Below are 16,759 nucleotides of genomic sequence, written 5' to 3'. Positions count from 1 at the left end.
GACATGAAAGTCGATCTTCACTGCCATTCCAACGTCTCCGACGGCGTGCTCGCTCCCGAGGCCGTCGCGGCCTACGCTCGCAACAGCGGGGTCGACGTCTGGGCGCTGACCGACCACGACGAAATCGGCGGCATCAAGGCCGCACGCAAGGTTGCGGGCGAGCTCGGCATGCGTTTCGTGGCCGGGGTCGAGATCTCGGTCACCTGGGCGAACGAGACCGTACACATCGTCGGCCTGCAGGTCGACGAGGACAACCGGGACTTGATCGAGGGCCTGGCCGCCACCCGCAACGGGCGCCAGGCACGTGCCAAGGAAATCGCGGCCCAGCTGGCCGATGCCGGCATTCCAGGGGCCTACGAAGGCGCGCTGCGCTACGTCGGCAACCCGGACCTGATCTCGCGCACCCACTTCGCCCGCTACTTGGTGGAAATCAGCGCCTGCGGCTCGACCTCGGAAGTCTTTCGTAAATACCTGACCGAAGGCAAGCCGGGCTATGTGCCGCACCGCTGGGCGACCCTGGCGCAGGCGGTCGGCTGGATCAAGGGCGCCGGCGGCATTCCGGTCATCGCCCATCCGGGGCGCTATCCGTTCAGCGACACGGCCGAAGGCGCGCTGTTCGACGAGTTCCGCCAGTTGGGCGGCAATGCCATCGAAGTCGTCACCGGCAGCCATACGCCGGACCAGTACCAGACTTATGCCGAGCTGGCGCGGCGCTACGGCTTCCTGGCCTCGCGCGGGACCGACTTCCACGCGCCGGGTGAGTCGCGCGTCGAGTTCGCCGAGCTGCCGCCGCTGCCGGCCGGCCTGACGCCGGTCTGGCACGACTGGTTCTAATCCGCGATTTCGCCCGATTTTCTGTAGGGTGGGCGGGTCTCCCGCCCACGCGGTCAACGTTCGCCAGCACGGCCAAGGCAGATCCTTGTCCTCGTATCACCGCGTGGGCGGCACAGCCGCCCACCCTACTTGAAAAATCTGCTGAACAGCCCAATCTTGGCAGCCTGACATCTTCAAGCTGCCAGGAGGCCCGTCCATGAAACGCATCGTTCTGTTCCTCGCCACCAACCTCGCCGTCGTGCTGGTGGTGTCGCTCGTGCTCAACCTGCTCGGGGTGGGTCGCGCCGTGACGGGGCAGGGGATCAACGTCGGCGCACTCGCCGTGTTCTCGCTGGTGGTCGGCTTCACCGGTTCGATCATCTCGCTCCTGATGAGCAAACCGATGGCCAAGTGGTCGACCGGCGCGCGCGTCATCGAACGTCCCGCCAACGGCACCGAACAATGGCTGGTCGATACCGTGCGCCGCCTCAGCGAGCGCGCCGGCGTCAAGATGCCGGAAGTCGCGGTCTACGAGGGCGAGCCGAACGCCTTCGCCACCGGCGCCTTCAAGAATTCGGCCCTGGTGGCGGTGTCCACGGGGCTGCTGGCCAACATGAACCAGGACGAGGTCGAGGCCGTGCTCGGCCACGAAGTGGCGCACATCGCGAACGGCGACATGATCACGCTGACCCTGATCCAGGGCGTGGTGAACACCTTTGTCGTGTTCCTGGCGCGCGTGGTCGGCTTCTTTGTCGACAAGCTGATCTTCCGCAGCGAGGACCGCGGTCCCGGCATCGGCTACATGGTGACCGTGTTCGTGTGCGAAATCGTGTTCGGCATCCTGGCCTCGATCATCGTGGCCTGGTTCTCGCGCAAGCGCGAATTCCGCGCCGACGCCGGCTCCGCCAAGCTGATCGGCTCTTCGGTGCCGATGCAGCATGCGCTGGCCCGCCTCGGAGGCCTGGCGCCCGGCGCGCTGCCCTCGTCGATGGCCGCGTCCGGCATCTCGGGCAGCGGCGGCGGCTGGGGCGCCCTGTTCTCGACCCACCCGCCGATGGAGCAGCGCATTGCCGCGCTGCAGGCGCTTCGCTAACAAGAAGAAAGACCAACGATGGCCCAACATTTCCAGATCCACCCCGAGAACCCGCAGCCGCGCCTCGTGAAGCAGGCCGCGCAGATCATCAGCTCGGGCGGGATCGTCGCCGCGCCGACCGACTCGGCCTATGCGCTGGTGTGCCGGCTCGACGACAAGAACGCGGTCGAGAAGCTGCGCCGCATCCGCGGCGTCGACGACAAGCACCACCTGACGCTGCTGGTGCGCGACCTGTCCGAGATCGCGCACTTCGCGCGCGTCGACAACACGCAATACCGCCTGCTCAAGGCAACCATGCCGGGACCCTACACCGTCATCCTGGAAGCGACGCGCGAAGTCCCGCGCCGCCTGTCGCACCCGTCGCGCAAGACCATCGGCGTGCGCGTCCCCGAGAACCACATCCTGCTGGCGCTGCTTGAAGAACTGGGCGAGCCGCTGATCGGCACCACGCTGCAGCTGCCGGGCGACGACCACATGCTGTCCGATCCCGACGAAGTGATCGAGCGCCTCGGCAAGCAGATCGAGCTGGTGATCGACGGCGGCGCCGGCACCCTGGAAGCGACCACCGTCATCGACCTGACCGGCCCGGCGCCGGAACTGGTGCGCGAAGGCAGGGGCGACCCCGCCGCATTCGGCTTGTAAGCCGTCCATCCACGCAGCCCGGCGGGAGGGCTTCAGCATCCCCTAATGGCCGGGCTCCCCGCCTCTGATAGAATCCTGTCATGGATGAAATGATTCGGGCCGTTACGGTCTATGCACTACCCCTGATCTTCGCAATCACCTTGCACGAAGCCGCCCACGCCTTCGCAGCCAAGCGATACGGCGATGCCACCGCCTTCGTCGCGGGCCGCATGACGCTGGATCCGTTCAAGCACATCGACCCCTTCGGCACCGTCGCCATGCCGCTGCTGCTGTATTTCGGTACCCAGGGCGCCTTCACTTTCGGCTATGCCAAGCCGGTGCCGGTGGACTTCGGCGCGCTGCGCAATCCGCGCCTGCACTCGGCCCTGGTGGCGTTCGCGGGCCCGGCCGCCAATCTCGTGATGGGCTTCGGCTGGCTGGTGCTGGCGACCCTGGTGGCCAACTTCTCCGGCAACGACGGCTTCCTGCACGAGGTGGCGGTGGCCGGCGTCAAGGTCAACCTGCTGATGTTCGCCTTCAACCTGATTCCGATCCTGCCGCTCGACGGCGGGCGGATCCTGACCAGCGCGCTGCCGCGTCCGCTGGCCTACCGCTTCTCGCAGCTCGAGCGCTATGGCTTCATCATCGTGCTGGCGCTCGTGTTCCTGCGCCTGCTGGATTGGTGGATTATTGGACTGCAGAACATCGCGCTGCAGCTCTTGCTGGTGCTGTCGCTGCCCTTGCAATTCCTGTTCGGCTGATCCGCCATGAACATGATGAACCTGCCGGTCTCGCCCTGGGTCGCGCGCTTCGCGCCCCTGGCGGCAGCGGGCGAGGCGCTTGACCTGGCCTGCGGCAGCGGCCGCCACACGCGCTACCTGGCGGCGCGCGGCCTGCAGGTGACCGCGCTCGACCGCAATGCCGAGTTCTTGGCCGCGCTGGCCGGCCCGAAGGTCGCGACGCTGCAGCACGACCTGGAAGCCGAGGGTGCCGTCTGGCCCTTCGAGGCGGGGCGCTTCTCGCTGATCGTCGTCACCAATTACCTGCACCGCCCGCTGTTCGCGCAGCTCGCCGCCAGCCTGCGCCCGGACGGGATCCTGGTCTACGAGACCTTTGCGCAGGGGAACCAGATCTACGGTAAGCCATCGAATCCGGACTTCCTGCTGGCGCCTGGGGAATTGCTCGGCCTGGCACACGAGGGCGGGTTGCAGGTGCTGGCCTATGAAGACGGCCACGTCGACCGCCCGCACCCGGCACAGGTACAGCGCCTGTGCGCGGCTGGCCCGGCCTTTGCCAAAACCGAGGCAAAGCTCGACCATAATGTGGTCGTGAATGAACCATAGTGGCGGGCGATCCGCTACAATCAGACTTTTATTTACTTTCCGGCACGGCCAACGCATATGATTAAGGGCAGCATCGTAGCAATCGTCACCCCGATGTTCGAAGACGGCAGTCTTGACCGCGATTCCTTGCGCAAGCTGATCGACTGGCACATCGCGGAAGGCACCGACGGCATCGTGATCGTCGGCACCACCGGCGAATCGGCCACCGTCTCCCCCGAGGAGCACGCCGAACTGATCAAGATCGCGGTGGAACACGCTCGCGGCCGCATCCCGGTGATCGCCGGCGCCGGCGGCAACTCGACCGTCGAGGCCATCGCCCTGACCACCCACGCCAAGCAGGTCGGCGCCGACGCCACGCTGCAGGTGGTCCCGTACTACAACCGCCCGACCCAGGAAGGCATGTACCGCCACTTCAAGGCGATCGCGGAAGCGGTCGACCTGCCGGTCATCCTGTACAACGTCCCTGGCCGTACCGTTGCCGATATGAGCAACGAGACCGTCGCGCGCCTGGCGCCGATCGACAACATCGTCGGCATCAAGGACGCCACCGGCAACATCGGCCGCGGCATCGAGCTGCTGCGCATGGTGGATAAATCCTTCGCGGTGTACTCGGGCGACGATCCGACCGCGATGGCCCTGATGTTCTGCGGCGCCGCCGGCAACATCTCGGTGACCGCCAACGTGGCCCCGCGCGCGATGCACGAACTGTGCGTGGCCGCGATGGCCGGCGAGGTGGCGCGCGCTGTCGAGATCAACAACCGCGTGCTCGACCTGCACGCCAAGCTGTTCGTCGAACCGAACCCGGTTCCGGTCAAGTGGGCCCTGGGCGAAATGGGCAAGATCCCGTTCGGCCTGCGCCTGCCGCTGGCGCCGCTCTCTTCTTCGTACCACGATACCGTGCGTGGCGCACTGGCCCAGGCGGGCCTTCTCACTGCCTGAACCCGCGGGTTCCGGTTTCCAGTACCTGATATCGAAAGCCATGACTAACCGCACTAACACGACTCCTGCCGCCGCGCGCGTGCTGACGCTTACCGCCATCGCGCTGAGCCTCTCGGCCTGCACCACCATCTTCGAATCGGACAAAGTCGACTACCGGGGCGCCAAGCGGGCTGCCAACCTCGAAGTCCCGCCGGACCTGACCGCGCTGCAGCGCGACAACCGCTACGCCGTCCCGGACGGCAAGGGCGTGGCCACCGCGTCGGGCTTCCAGCAGCAGCGCGCGGGCCAGCCGGGCGTGGCGCCAGTGGCGGGTTCCACGGAAGCCATCGGCCCGGTCTCGACCGAGGCGGTGAGCGTGCAGCGCAACGGCGACCAGCGCTGGCTGGTGGTCAAGCAGACCCCGGAACAACTGTGGCCGCAGCTGCGCCAGTTCTGGGAAAACCAGGGCTTCGCCATCGAGACCGAGTCGGTCACGACCGGCACCATGGAAACCAACTGGGTCGAGAACCGCTCGAAGATCCCGCAGGACTTCATCCGCAACGCCCTGGGCAAGGTGTTCGACCGCGCCTACTCGACTGGCGAGCGCGACAAGTTCCGCACCCGCCTCGAGCGCCTGCCGGACGGCTCGACCGAGGTCTATATCAGCCACCGCGGCGCCGAAGAAGTGCTGCAGGGTGCGCAGAAGGAAACCACGATCTGGACCGTGCGTCCGAACGACCCGGGCCTGGAGTCGCAGTTCCTGGGCCGCCTGGTGGCGCAGCTGACCGGCGTGAAGGAAACCAAACAGGCCGAGACCATGGTCGCGAATGCGCCGGTGGCACCGCAACAGGCCACGCTGGTGGGCAATGCCGTGGAACTGAACGAAGGCTTCGACCGCGCCTGGCGCCGCGTCGGCCTGGCGCTGGACCGGGTCGGCTTCACCGTCGAAGACCGCGACCGCGTGCAGGGCGTGTACTTCGTCCGCTACGTCGATCCGGATGCGGCCAACAAGGAAGGCTTCCTCAAGAAGCTGTTCACCTTCGGCAGCGCCGAGGACAAGGCCAAGGAAGCCCAGCGCTACCGCGTGCTCGTCAAGGCGGAGCAGGGCGCGTCGACCAGCCAGGTGACCGTGCAGACCAATGACGGGAAGTCGGAGACCGGCGAGACCGGGGCGAAGATCCTGAAGCTGCTGTCGGATGAGTTGAAGTAATACGCGGGCGTTTCGGCGCTTGATGAGAAACCGGCCTGATGGCCGGTTTTTTTATGCGCTGCTGGTTTGCAAGGAACAGCAGCGTCAGGAGTACAGGCGAAAAAAAACCGGCCCGCAGGCCGGTTCTGAATCAGATCGCGCTGATTACTTGGTTGCAGCAGCGTCAGCAGCTTGCGAAGCAGCGGTCGAAGCAGCAGCAGCAGCGTCAGCAGCGGTCGAAGCAGCAGCCGAAGCGGCAGCAGCAGCGTCAGCCGGAGCAGCGACGGTTGCGTCGGTAGCGGCCGGGGTGGTGGTTGCAGCAGCGTCGGTGGTTGCAGCCGGTGCTTCGACAGCAGCCGGAGCAGCAGGAGCAGCTTCTTCTTTCTTGCTGCAAGCAGCCAGAGCAACAGCCATCAGGGAAACGATCAGCAGGGATTTTTTCATGATTTTCCTTAATATTTCAAAAGTAAGTACTGCTTGTTTGAATAATAATTACCGGTAATTATTGCTCAGAGGAATTCTCGTGCTTTCAAAGAAAGCAATACTGCCAGATAGGCAACGGAACCTTCCTGACCTGATATTATAGCCAAATTTACTGAATCGCAATAGCAAACTCATGCTCTGGCGAAAGTAATTTGCGATCGTATAAGCTTCATATTGTTACAAGATGCAACCACTAGTACGGCTCGCAAGGCTCGGCCTGCTTATAACGTTCACAAGCCGGTTCTGGTTGACTGAAGAGCAGCTTTTGACTCTTCCCAAATTGCATCGAAGCGGTGGCGCGGGAGGTCGACGGCGCCGGGCGAGCCAAATGCCGCTTCCCCGCGCATGTGCTCACTGTGGAAACGCCGCAGGACGTGGACCTCGTCGACGATGCAGAACGAATCCGTCAGCTGTTTCAGGGTCTTGGGCGTGGCGCGGCATTCAAGCAGGTGGCTGTAGTCGCGCAGCAGGCGGATAAAGCGCGGGTAGTGGCGTTCGATGTAAGCAGGCGTATGCATCGCCAGGCGCAGCACGCCGCCGCGCTTCAGGAAATCGCATAGCGCTGCATCGACCTCGATCGAGCCCAACGGGAAGACCGCGAAGTCGGGATCGAACAGGTCGAGGCGGGTGCGGGCGGCGGCCAGGCAGGCGCGGAACTGCGCTTCGAATTCCGCCCGGGTATCGAAACGCGTCGTGTTCTGTTCCTGCATGGTCTTTTCCCGTCAGCCCAGTTCGACCCAGCCGTCCTGGTACCAGGTGTACAGCGCTTCCAGCACGTCGTCGGTGGCGCTCGCCAGGAGGGCGCCGTCCAGGCGCCGTTCGTTGGCCAGCACGTCCAGAACCGCCTTGTCGGCGCGGCCCACGGCGAAGGATTCGCCATTGATGAAGACGTTCTTGCCGCGGTAGAGCATCAGGGTCTTGCTCGAGAGCTTCAGACCCTTTTTGCCGGCCGTCTCCATGAAGCGGCCCACCGTCAGCGGCTTGGCCGGGCCGGTAAAGAATACGTTGTGCTTCGGCTCGGACAGGTATTCGCCCAGGAAGATGCTGACGTCTTCTTCGTCCCAGCGCACCTTGTTGAGCTCTTCCGTGATGGTGCTGAGCATTTCGCGCGGGATCTCGGCCGGGTTCTTCGGCAGCTGCAGTTCGGGGTCGGCGTAGCGGCCAGGAAGGTCGATCGAATCGGCCATGAATTGCAGGAAGGCTTCGCCCAGCTCCTGGTAGGACGGCGAGCGGAAACCGATCGAATAGGTCATGCATTCGCCTTCGGCCACGCCGTCGTGGGCGTAGTGCGGCGGCAGGTAGAGCATGTCGCCCGGCTCCAGCACGAATTCTTCTTCCGGCTCGAAGTTGGCGAGGATCTTGAGCGGCAGGCCTTCGACCAGGCTCAGGTCCTGCTGGGCGCTGATCTTCCAGCGGCGCTTGCCCTGGGCCTGCAGCAGGAACACGTCGTACGAGTCGAAGTGGGGGCCGACACCGCCGCCGTCGCCGGCCACGCTTACCATCAAGTCGTCGAGGCGTGCATCCGGCACAAAGCGGAACTGGCGCAGCAGCTCGTCGGCGCGCTCGTCGTACAGGTTGACGCCCTGGACCAGCATGGTCCATTCGCGCTCGCTGCGGGCCGGCAATTCGGTCAGCGGACCGTGCTGCATGTCCCACTGGCCGTCGCGCAGGGTGACCAGGCGCGATTCGACGTAGTTCTGCTTGGCGAGCTCGGCCAGCTTTTCGAATTTCAGCAGGGGCTTGAAGCCGGGAATGGCCTGGCGGATCAGCAGAGGTTTCTTATGCCAGTAATCGCGCAGGAATTGGGCGGGAGTAATGTTCCCGAGAAGCTGTAATTTTTTCATGCGCCATTATAACCAGCGAGACAAGTGTTATAGACGGGCGGGGGGTATAATCCGCAGCTTACTACGAAAGGATGTGCGATGAAGATTGCCAAGAATACGGTCGTGTCGGTCAACTATAAACTGTCGGACGCCCAGAACAACCTCATCGAAGAGGGCTCCCAGCCGATGGTCTACCTGCACGGCGGCTACGAAAACACCCTGCCGAAGATCGAAGAAGAACTCGACGGCAAGGAAGCCGGCTACTCGTCGACCATCCAGGTCGAGCCGGAAGATGCCTTCGGCGACTACGATCCGGAACTGGTCAAGGTCGAGGACCGCAAGCGCCTGCCGGAGCCGCTCGAAGTCGGCATGCAGTTCGAAGGCGTGGCTGAAGGCGTGGACGACGAACCGACCATCTTCACCGTCACCGACATCGCGGACGACAAGGTCGTCCTGGACGGCAACCACCCGCTGGCCGGCATGGCGCTGCGTTTCGACCTGTCGGTGATCGACGTGCGCGAAGCTACGGCGGAAGAAATCGCCCACGGCCACGTGCATGGCGCGCATGGTCACCACCATGGAGAGATGGATGACAGCGAAGAGGGTGATCACTTCCGTAGTCAGCCGCTGTAATTCGTCTTTCGCGCCTGCGGCGCTCTGATGCGCTGCGGGCTGCGGACCAAACTTGGGTTCCGGCCTTCGCCGGAACGACGTGCTTGGGCTAACGCTAGAAGCGCGCTAGCGTATATTCGCCCGTTACCCTATAGACCGTCATCCCGGCGAAGGCCGGGATCCAATTTGCATGATCAGCCACTCACGTAACGCGCTCAGCGCATCACGTCCCCAAGGCTGAACACATTCTCCCCCTTGCCCGCCACCCGCAGCTCCACCGCGTGCGCCCCGACGGACAAGTGACCCAGATTCCCGCGCCACTCGATCCCCGGTCGCGTATCCTTCGGCAGCCCCGCGCTGTCCACCACCAGCACCCGCCCCCTGAACTTGGCCGCCTGCATCTGCACCTGGCGCCGCGTGTCGGCGAACCCGTCGTGCCCGGTCGGCGTACGCTGCAGCAGGGCGCGCAGGCCGTTGGCGGGCTGCAGCAGCGGCTGCATATTCCCTTCGGCGAACAGCACCACTGCGTCCACCTTGTCCTGCTTCGCGATCGCGAACAGGCGGTTCAGCCAGAAGCGGTTGGCCACCGCCCGGTCTTCGTATTCGCTGTTGCGCCCCGCCGCCGGCAGGTAGTGGTTGTTCGCGGCCGGCAGGTTGATGGTGGCGTATAGGACCTTGCCGACCTGCCAGTGCGCGTTCTCGGCATAGCTGCGAAAACGCGGGCTGCTCGACAGGCGTGTCACGGGCAGCTTGTCCTTGCCGAGCGACTCCGGTTCGCCGTAGAACAGCTCGCGCAGCCGGTTCAGGCGTTCGATGGCATTGGTGCGGCCGGCCGAGTTGCGGCAGCCGGTCCAGTCGCTGCCGCTGAGGGACAGGATGACCGGGCGTGCCGCCTTGTCGAACAGGTCGCGCCGTTTCTGGTAAACGCGGTCGCCGCAGGCTTCCTGTTCGCCCTTGATGCCGGTGACGACGAGGAAGGCGAGGTCCTCGTCCTTCGCCTCAGCGAGCACTTCCTTCAGCGCCGCTTCGCCGCCCTCGAGCGCGCGGTGGCCCACGACGGCGAAATGGTGTGCGTCCGGATCCTTGACGACTTCCGCCGCCTTCTTCCTGTCGCGCGCGGCGCCCGGCGCCGCAAGCACGGCTGCCGCGAGCAGGCTGGCGACGAGGAAGGAGCGGCGCGCCGGCATCAGGCCGCGAGCCTCTTCAGCTCGTAGAGGCGTTCGAGCGCCTCGCGCGGCGTCAAGGCGTCGGGATCGATCGCCGCCAGGGCGTTCGACAGTTCATCGTCGCGGCCATCGCCTGCCGCCGCATCGACGTCGGCCGGCGCTTCCTCAGGCTCGTCGCAGGGCGCGGCGAACAGGTCCAGTTGCGGCGTCGTGTCGAGCGCCTGCGATTCGAGGCGCGCCAGGTGTTTGCGCGCGGCGCGGATCACGGCGGGCGGCACGCCCGCCAGCTGCGCCACCTGCAGGCCATAGCTCTGCGAGGCCGGGCCATCCTGCACCGCGTGCAGGAACACGATGCTGTCCTTGTGCTCGACCGCGGACAGGTGCACGTTGACCGCGCTCGCGTGGGTCTCGGGCAGCTGGGTTAGCTCGAAATAGTGGGTCGCGAACAGCGTGAAGCTGCGGCTGGTCTCGATCAGGTGGCGCGCGATGGCCCAGGCCAGCGCGAGGCCGTCGAAGGTCGAGGTGCCGCGGCCCACTTCGTCCATCAGCACGAGCGATTTCTCGGTAGCGCCGTTCAGGATCGCCGCCGACTCGGTCATCTCGACCATGAAAGTCGAGCGGCCGTTGGCCAGGTCGTCGCTGGCGCCGATACGGGTAAAGATGCGGTCGATCGGGCCGATGGTTGCACGCGTCGCCGGCACGTAGCTGCCGACGTAGGCGAGCAGGGTGATCAGGGCCACCTGGCGCATGAAGGTCGATTTACCGCCCATGTTCGGGCCGGTGATGAGCAGCATGCGGCGCTCGTCCGCCAGGGCGCAGTCGTTGGCGATGAAGCGCTCGATCTGGTTTTCCACCACCGGGTGGCGGCCTTCGACGATGTGCAGGCAGGGCTCGTCCACCAGTTGCGGCGCGCACCAGTTGTTGCGCACCGCGTGCGAGGTGAGCGCGACCAGGGTGTCGAGCTGCGCCAGGCCGCCGGCGACTTCCTGCAGCCTGACGATGAAGGGCGCCAGGTCGGCGAGCAGCACGTCGTACAGCATCTTCTCGCGCGCCAGCGCGCGGTCCTGGGCCGACAGGGCCTTGTCCTCGAAAGCTTTCAGTTCCGGCGTGATGTAGCGCTCGCAGTTCTTGAGGGTCTGGCGGCGCTGGTAGTCGAGCGGCACCTTGTCGGCCTGGCCGTTGGTGACCTCGATGTAGAAACCGTGCACGCGGTTGTACTCGACGCGCAGGTTGGCGATGCCCGTGCGGGCGCGCTCGCGCGTTTCCAGGTCGACGAGGAACTGGCCGGCGTTCTCGGACAGCGCGCGTAGTTCATCGAGCTCGGCGTCGAAGCCACGCGCAAACACGCCGCCGTCGCGCACCATCACGCTCGGTTCTTCCGCGATCGCGCGCGACAGCAGGTCGAGGCAGTCATCGGGTGGCGCGAGCAGGTCGTGGATCTCGCGCAGCAGGCAGGTGTCGCCCGGGATGAAGCAGCGCGCCACCGCCTCGCGCAGGGCCGGCAAGGTCTTGAGGCCGTCGCGCAGGCAGGACAGGTCGCGCGGGCGTGCCGTCAGCAGGGCGATGCGGGTGGTGATGCGTTCGATGTCGGGCACGTTCGCCAGCGTGCTGGACAAGCCGTGGATCGCGTCGGCCTGCGCCAGCGCTTCGATCGCCTCGTGCCGCGAGCGGGCCACGCGCTGGTTGCGGCGCGCATGGTGCAGCCAGTGGCGCAGCAGGCGCGAACCCATCGCGGTGCGGCAGCCGTCGAGCAGCGAGAACAGCGTCGGCGACTCCTGGCCGCGGATGGTTTCGGTCAGCTCCAGGTTGCGGCGCGTCGCGGCGTCCAGGCCGATGTATTCGTTTTCCGTTTCGCAGGCCAGGCTTTTCACGTGTCCCAGGGACCGGCCCTGGGTCGACTGCGCATAGCGCAGCAGGGCACCGGCCGCGCCAAAAGCCGCGCCCATGCCGTCCGCGCCGAAGCCGGTGAGGGTGGCCACGCCCAGCTGCTCGAGCAGGGCGCCGTGGCCCTTGAGTACGTCGAAGTGCCATTCCGGCACGCGGTTGGTGTGCGCCACCGGCTCGGATTCGAACAGGTCGGCGCAGTCTGCGCGCAGGATCTCGGCCGGTGCGATGCGTTCGAGTTCATGCGCCAGGCGCGATTTGACCGTGCGCTGCTCGCCTGCGAATTCCATCAGGCGCAGCACGCCGCTGGCGAGCGACAGCCAGGCCAGGCCGACGGTGACGGTCTTTCGTTGGCTGAGCATGCACATCGCCAGCAGGGGGCGCTCGGCCTTTTCCGGCAGCAGGTCGCTGTCAGTCAGGGTGCCGGGCGTGACCACGCGCACCACCTTGCGCTCGACCGGGCCCTTGCTCAACGCCGGGTCGCCGATCTGCTCGCAGATCGCACAGGATTCGCCGATCTTGACCAGCTTGGCTAGGTAGCCGTCGAGCGAGTGGAAGGGGACGCCGCACATCGGGATCGGCTGGCCGTTCGCCGTGCCGCGCGCGGTCAGCGTGATGCCCAGCAGGCGCGCCGCCTTCTGCGCATCGTCGTGGAACAGCTCATAGAAATCGCCCATGCGGTAGAACACCAGCATGGTGGGGTAATCGGCCTTGATGCGCAGGTACTGCTGCATCATGGGTGTGACTTTTTCCGTCGCGCCGGTCTTGATGGCGGCAGCGTTGATTTCGTTGGGAGCGTTCATGTCTAAGTGATTCGGTACGGCAAGGCGGGTGCTGAGCCAGGGCTCGTCATTTTACCGCGTTCGGGTGGCTGGACGCTGTAAAACGGACAATCTTGGCGCACCGGCGTTGCGTTGCTGCCGAAACACTACATGGATGCGAGGACGATTGCGATCAGAAGCCCAGGTCCAGGCCGAGATGCCTGGCAAGGAAGAAGGTAAGCAGTCCCAGGGCCAGGAGCGCCAGCATGAAGAGGGCGGTCAGCTTGCCGGTTGCGACCAGCACCGCGCGCTTGTCCATTTTCTTGTCCGTGTTCTTCTGCCCTTGATCGTAATGCCATTTGACGGCGAAGAACATGCCGATGGAGAGGGCGACAACCTTGAATGTGCCGAAGACGATGGGGAACCAATCCATGATGCTGAGTACTTCCAGGTGAGTTGCGAATGCGGGTGAGGGAGGGGGAAACGTCGGCGACTGCCATGCACGCGCTAAGGCATTCTACTCAAAAGGGATGGCCAAGCATCGGGACAAAATGTCCCAGTTGAAAACCGACCAAGTTCAGCGCAAGCTGCAGTTTCCCGTTACCGCCACCTTGTCGCCGGACTCCACGACAAACTCGCCGTCTGGGCCGGCGCGCAGTGTCACGCTGCTTCCGAGAGCCACCGGCGCCCGGAAGCGGCATGCGATGCGCATTACCTGTCGGCCCCGGTCTTTTTCGATGGCGGCGCAGCTTGCCGCCAGCGTGTGCATGCCATGGATGATCGGCGCACGCATGCCCATCAGCCGCGCGCTCCATCGCGCCAGGTGAATCGGATTCCAGTCGCCTGACAGCCGCGCATAGCGGCGGCCGGCACCTGCATCGAGCGTCCACTGGGCGATGGGTGCGGCCGGAGAAGTGACTTCGGGCTCGGCGGGTTTCGTGCCGCCACGCGAACCGCGCCGGATCAGGTAAGTGCTGGCGCAGCTGAAGACCGGCACCCCGTCCGCAGTGCCCGTGGTCTCCAGCACGCAGCGCAGCGCGCCGCTGGAAGACGGCGGAAGCAGCCGCAGCATGGTGCGAATCAACATCGGCTGCCCCGGCGCGGCCGCGCCATGCTCTTCCAGCGCATTGTCCATGTGGACCAGCCCGACGATCCGGAACGGAAACGCCGGTTCCAGCATGGTCGCCAGGTGCGGACGCTGGGCCAGCAGGTACCACCAGGTCAGCGGCACCCGCTCGCCGTTGAAGCCGAAGGCGGAACGGTAGCGTGCGATGTCGTCCAGCGGCAGGCTGTCAAGACGGTATTCGGTGACGAGTTCCGGCAGCGCGGAAGGAAGAGGGCGCCGCGGACGCTTGAACAGGGCCCGCAGCAAGGTGAAGACACCCATGGCCGGCAGCGCCGGCACAGGGGCAAGTGAGGACGTGGGCATCAGCCCTCGGCGACGCGTTGCTTGATGTGGGCCAGCGCTTCGTCGACCTGGTCGATCAGGATCAGGCACAGGTCGCCCGGCTGCAGGCGCGCCAAGGCGCTGTCGATGGCGACGAACTCGCCGTTGATCTCGTCCACGAAGCTGGTGCGGGTGGCACCAAGCAGGCCCTTGCGCAACAGCGCCACGACTTCGCCGTCGGCACGGCCGCGCTGGCACTGGTCCTGGTACAGCAGCACGTCGTCGAAGGCCTTGCCGAGGATTTCGGTCTGCTGGGTGATGTCCTGGTCGCGGCGGTCGCCGGCGCCGCTGATCACCACTGAGCGGCGCTTGGCCGGCATGCCTTCCACGGCATTCACCAGCGCGGCGATCGCATCCGGGTTATGGCCGTAGTCGGCGATTACGGTGGCGCCGCGGTAGTCGAACACGTTGAAGCGGCCCGGCGCATTGTCGCTCTCGCCCACGAAGGTTTTCAGGCCCAGGCGGATCTTGTCCCAGTCGATGCCGACGGCCCAGGCCGCGGCTACGGAGGCAATCACGTTTTCAACCTGGAAGCCGACGGCGCCGCCGCGGGTGATCGGTACGTCCGCCAACGGGACACGGTGTTCCTGCTTGCCATGGGCGGCGACCAGGTGGCCGTCCTCGACGAAGACGACGCGGCGGCCCTGGGCACGGTGCATCGTCATGATCGGGTTGCCGCCGTCGAGCGCGAAGAAGGTGACGTCGCCGCGGGTGACTTCGGCCATCGCGGCCACGGTCGGGTCGGCGGCGTTCAGCACGGCCATGCCGCCATCGGCCACGTTCTGGACAATCACGCGCTTCAGGACCGCGAGGTCTTCCAGCGTGGTGATGTAGTTCAGGCCGAGGTGGTCGCCGGCGCCGATGTTGGTCACCACCGCGACCTGGCAGCGATCAAAAGCCAGGCCTTCGCGCAGCAGGCCGCCGCGGGCGGTCTCGAACACGGCGGCGTCGACGTCCGGGTGCAGCAGCACGTTGCGCGCGCTGCGCGGGCCTGAGCAGTCGCCGCTGTCGATGCGGCGGCCTTCGATGTAGACGCCGTCGGTATTGGTCATGCCGGTGCGCAGGCCCGATGCGGTGAGCAGGTGGGCGATCAGGCGCACGGTGGTGGTCTTGCCATTGGTGCCGGTCACGGCCACCACCGGGATGCGGCCGTCGTCGCCCGGTGCGAACAGGGTGTCCATGATGGCTTCGCCGATCGGACGGCTCTTGCCGAACGAAGGCGACAGGTGCATGCGCAGGCCCGGCGCGGCGTTCACTTCGACGATGCCGCCGTGCTGGTCCTCGATGGGTTTCAGCACGCTGTCGCACACCAGGTCGACGCCGCAGATGTCCAGGCCGACCATGTGGGCGGCGGCGATGCAGCGCTCGGCGACCTCCGGATGGACGTCGTCGGTGACGTCGGTGGCGGTGCCGCCCGTGGAGAGATTCGCGTTATTGCGCAGTACCACGCGCTGGCCCTTGTCGGGCACCGAGTCGGCATTCATGCCGCGCGCGGCCAGGGTGGCCAGGGCGATGTCGTCGAAACGGATCTTGGTGAGCGAAGTCGAATGTCCTTCGCCGCGGCGCGGGTCCTTGTTGACTTCCTCGACCAGGGCGCGCACGGTGCGCACGCCGTCGCCGACCACGAAGGGCGGATCGCGGCGCGCGGCGGCCACCAGCCTGTCGCCGATGACGAGCATGCGGTAGTCGTGGCCCGGCAGGTAGCGCTCAACCAGGATGTCGTCGCGGAATTCGGAGGCGGTGTGAAAGCCCGCGACCAGCTGTTCCTTGGTGGTGACGTTGACCGTCACGCCCTTGCCCTGGTTGCCGTCCTTCGGCTTGATCACGACCGGCAGGCCGACTTCCAGGGCAGCGGCCCAGGCGTCTTCCGGATCGCTCACGCTGCGGCCCATCGGCACCGGCACGCCGGCGGCGTCCAGCAGCTTCTTGGTCAGCTCCTTGTCCTGGGCGATGGTCTCGGCGATCGCGCCGGTGGCGTCGATCTCGGCGGCCTGGATGCGGCGCTGGCGGCTGCCCCAGCCGAACTGCACCAGGCTGCCCTCGGTCAGGCGGCGGAAGGGGATGTTGCGGGCGACCGCCGCGTCGACGATGGCGCCGGTGGACGGGCCGAGGCGCACGTCTTCGTCGACGTCGCGCAGGCGCGCCAGGGCGCCTTCCAGGTCGAAGGGCGTGTCCTTGCGGGCCGCATCGACCAGCTGCTCGGCCAGTTCGAGGGCCAGGCGGCCGACGTCTTCCTCGCTGTATTCGACCACCACCTGGTAGATGCCGCGTTCGACCGTTGCGGTGGTGCGGCTGAAAGTCACCGGGCAGCCGGCTTCGGCTTGCAGGGCCAGGGCCACGCTCTCGAGCACCTGGGCCAGCGACACGGTGTCGTCATGGCCGTAGGGCTGCAGTTCGCCGACCTGGGGGAAGCGGGCGCGCAGGCGGGTCTCGAAACCGGCCAGTTCGCGGATCGATTCTTCTTCAGGCGTGCAGGAGACGATCGCCTCCACCGAAGTGTGATGGCTCCACAGGTTGGGGCCACGCAGGGCCCGTACGCGAGATACTTCCATAAACCTTCAATCCTTTCGGGGCGCGGCAGGGGCTGCGCCAAGGCCCGGCGTTTG

16 protein-coding genes are annotated in these 16,759 nt (G+C 65.9%); 8 read left to right on the top strand and 8 right to left on the bottom strand.

The features are described 5' to 3' along the window. Positions 1-3 precede the first annotated feature (3 nt). The 7 genes from LK539_RS01765 (at position 4) to bamC (ending at position 5,998) form a co-directional block, all read left to right on the top strand. Positions 4-834, top strand: coding sequence for a 3',5'-nucleoside bisphosphate phosphatase (locus LK539_RS01765; protein WP_227799187.1), 831 nt, complete (start codon positions 4-6; stop codon positions 832-834). Positions 835-1,030: 196 nt separating this feature from the next. Beyond that, on the top strand, positions 1,031-1,906 hold the full coding sequence (gene htpX / locus LK539_RS01760) for a protease HtpX (protein WP_227799186.1): 876 nt from the start codon (positions 1,031-1,033) through the stop codon (positions 1,904-1,906). An 18-nt stretch (positions 1,907-1,924) separates the two neighbouring features. After that, on the top strand, positions 1,925-2,548 hold the full coding sequence (locus tag LK539_RS01755; protein WP_227799185.1) for an L-threonylcarbamoyladenylate synthase: 624 nt from the start codon (positions 1,925-1,927) through the stop codon (positions 2,546-2,548). 80 nt (positions 2,549-2,628) lie between these two features. Beyond that, positions 2,629-3,288 carry a site-2 protease family protein gene (locus LK539_RS01750; RefSeq protein WP_227799184.1) on the top strand — a complete coding sequence of 220 codons (660 nt, stop codon included), beginning with the start codon at positions 2,629-2,631 and terminating at the stop codon, positions 3,286-3,288. A 15-nt stretch (positions 3,289-3,303) separates the two neighbouring features. Next, on the top strand, positions 3,304-3,870 hold the full coding sequence (locus LK539_RS01745) for a bifunctional 2-polyprenyl-6-hydroxyphenol methylase/3-demethylubiquinol 3-O-methyltransferase UbiG (RefSeq protein ID WP_227799766.1): 567 nt from the start codon (positions 3,304-3,306) through the stop codon (positions 3,868-3,870). Between the two features lie 57 nt (positions 3,871-3,927). Further along, positions 3,928-4,809 (top strand): 4-hydroxy-tetrahydrodipicolinate synthase, encoded by an 882-nt coding sequence (gene dapA / locus LK539_RS01740; RefSeq protein WP_227799183.1) that lies wholly within the window; start codon positions 3,928-3,930, stop codon positions 4,807-4,809. A 40-nt stretch (positions 4,810-4,849) separates the two neighbouring features. Further along, positions 4,850-5,998 carry an outer membrane protein assembly factor BamC gene (gene bamC / locus LK539_RS01735; protein ID WP_227799182.1) on the top strand — a complete coding sequence of 383 codons (1,149 nt, stop codon included), beginning with the start codon at positions 4,850-4,852 and terminating at the stop codon, positions 5,996-5,998. Positions 5,999-6,142: 144 nt separating this feature from the next. On the opposite strand, the gene LK539_RS01730 is transcribed toward bamC, so the two are convergent. The 3 genes from LK539_RS01730 to LK539_RS01720 form a co-directional block, all read right to left on the bottom strand. Continuing rightward, complete coding sequence (locus tag LK539_RS01730; protein WP_227799181.1) at positions 6,143-6,421, bottom strand: hypothetical protein; 279 nt, start codon at positions 6,419-6,421, stop codon at positions 6,143-6,145. A gap of 269 nt (positions 6,422-6,690) precedes the next feature. After that, on the bottom strand, positions 6,691-7,170 hold the full coding sequence (locus LK539_RS01725) for a hypothetical protein (protein ID WP_227799180.1): 480 nt from the start codon (positions 7,168-7,170) through the stop codon (positions 6,691-6,693). A 12-nt stretch (positions 7,171-7,182) separates the two neighbouring features. Next, positions 7,183-8,304, bottom strand: a complete 1,122-nt coding sequence (locus LK539_RS01720) for a cupin domain-containing protein (RefSeq protein WP_227799179.1) — start codon at positions 8,302-8,304, stop codon at positions 7,183-7,185. Positions 8,305-8,382: 78 nt separating this feature from the next. On the opposite strand from LK539_RS01720, the gene LK539_RS01715 reads away from it, so the two are divergent. Then, complete coding sequence (locus LK539_RS01715; RefSeq protein WP_227799178.1) at positions 8,383-8,916, top strand: peptidylprolyl isomerase; 534 nt, start codon at positions 8,383-8,385, stop codon at positions 8,914-8,916. A gap of 194 nt (positions 8,917-9,110) precedes the next feature. On the opposite strand, the gene LK539_RS01710 is transcribed toward LK539_RS01715, so the two are convergent. From LK539_RS01710 to cphA, 5 genes are all read right to left on the bottom strand, one after another. After that, positions 9,111-10,082, bottom strand: coding sequence for a hypothetical protein (locus LK539_RS01710; RefSeq protein WP_227799177.1), 972 nt, complete (start codon positions 10,080-10,082; stop codon positions 9,111-9,113). Further along, positions 10,082-12,748, bottom strand: a complete 2,667-nt coding sequence (gene mutS / locus LK539_RS01705; protein ID WP_227799176.1) for a DNA mismatch repair protein MutS — start codon at positions 12,746-12,748, stop codon at positions 10,082-10,084. The genes LK539_RS01710 and mutS overlap by 1 nt, the downstream gene beginning before the upstream one ends. Before the next feature lie 151 nt (positions 12,749-12,899). After that, on the bottom strand, positions 12,900-13,139 hold the full coding sequence (locus LK539_RS01700) for a hypothetical protein (protein ID WP_227799175.1): 240 nt from the start codon (positions 13,137-13,139) through the stop codon (positions 12,900-12,902). Positions 13,140-13,283: 144 nt separating this feature from the next. Then, complete coding sequence (locus LK539_RS01695; RefSeq protein ID WP_227799174.1) at positions 13,284-14,135, bottom strand: MaoC/PaaZ C-terminal domain-containing protein; 852 nt, start codon at positions 14,133-14,135, stop codon at positions 13,284-13,286. After that, entirely contained in the window at positions 14,135-16,705 is a 2,571-nt protein-coding gene (gene cphA / locus LK539_RS01690) for a cyanophycin synthetase (protein WP_227799173.1), read from the bottom strand. Before cphA ends, LK539_RS01695 begins: the two co-directional genes overlap by 1 nt. Positions 16,706-16,759 lie beyond the last annotated feature (54 nt).

This window comes from Massilia sp. IC2-476, from assembly GCF_020707295.1.
Lineage (GTDB): Bacteria > Pseudomonadota > Gammaproteobacteria > Burkholderiales > Burkholderiaceae_D > Telluria.
This window is presented reverse-complemented; position numbering and strand designations above follow the sequence as displayed.

Excerpts from the sequence above, each read along its gene's own strand:
- LK539_RS01765 (WP_227799187.1), top strand. The coding sequence starts at position 4 with ATGAAAGTCGATCTTCACTGCCATTCCAACGTCTCCGACGGCGTGCTC.
- htpX (WP_227799186.1), top strand. The coding sequence starts at position 1,031 with ATGAAACGCATCGTTCTGTTCCTCGCCACCAACCTCGCCGTCGTGCTG.
- LK539_RS01755 (WP_227799185.1), top strand. The coding sequence starts at position 1,925 with ATGGCCCAACATTTCCAGATCCACCCCGAGAACCCGCAGCCGCGCCTC.
- LK539_RS01750 (WP_227799184.1), top strand. The coding sequence starts at position 2,629 with ATGGATGAAATGATTCGGGCCGTTACGGTCTATGCACTACCCCTGATC.
- LK539_RS01745 (WP_227799766.1), top strand. The coding sequence starts at position 3,304 with ATGAACCTGCCGGTCTCGCCCTGGGTCGCGCGCTTCGCGCCCCTGGCG.
- dapA (WP_227799183.1), top strand. The coding sequence starts at position 3,928 with ATGATTAAGGGCAGCATCGTAGCAATCGTCACCCCGATGTTCGAAGAC.
- bamC (WP_227799182.1), top strand. The coding sequence starts at position 4,850 with ATGACTAACCGCACTAACACGACTCCTGCCGCCGCGCGCGTGCTGACG.
- LK539_RS01730 (WP_227799181.1), bottom strand. The coding sequence starts at position 6,421 with ATGAAAAAATCCCTGCTGATCGTTTCCCTGATGGCTGTTGCTCTGGCT.
- LK539_RS01725 (WP_227799180.1), bottom strand. The coding sequence starts at position 7,170 with ATGCAGGAACAGAACACGACGCGTTTCGATACCCGGGCGGAATTCGAA.
- LK539_RS01720 (WP_227799179.1), bottom strand. The coding sequence starts at position 8,304 with ATGAAAAAATTACAGCTTCTCGGGAACATTACTCCCGCCCAATTCCTG.
- LK539_RS01715 (WP_227799178.1), top strand. The coding sequence starts at position 8,383 with ATGAAGATTGCCAAGAATACGGTCGTGTCGGTCAACTATAAACTGTCG.
- LK539_RS01710 (WP_227799177.1), bottom strand. The coding sequence starts at position 10,082 with ATGCCGGCGCGCCGCTCCTTCCTCGTCGCCAGCCTGCTCGCGGCAGCC.
- mutS (WP_227799176.1), bottom strand. The coding sequence starts at position 12,748 with ATGAACGCTCCCAACGAAATCAACGCTGCCGCCATCAAGACCGGCGCG.
- LK539_RS01700 (WP_227799175.1), bottom strand. The coding sequence starts at position 13,139 with ATGGATTGGTTCCCCATCGTCTTCGGCACATTCAAGGTTGTCGCCCTC.
- LK539_RS01695 (WP_227799174.1), bottom strand. The coding sequence starts at position 14,135 with ATGCCCACGTCCTCACTTGCCCCTGTGCCGGCGCTGCCGGCCATGGGT.
- cphA (WP_227799173.1), bottom strand. The coding sequence starts at position 16,705 with ATGGAAGTATCTCGCGTACGGGCCCTGCGTGGCCCCAACCTGTGGAGC.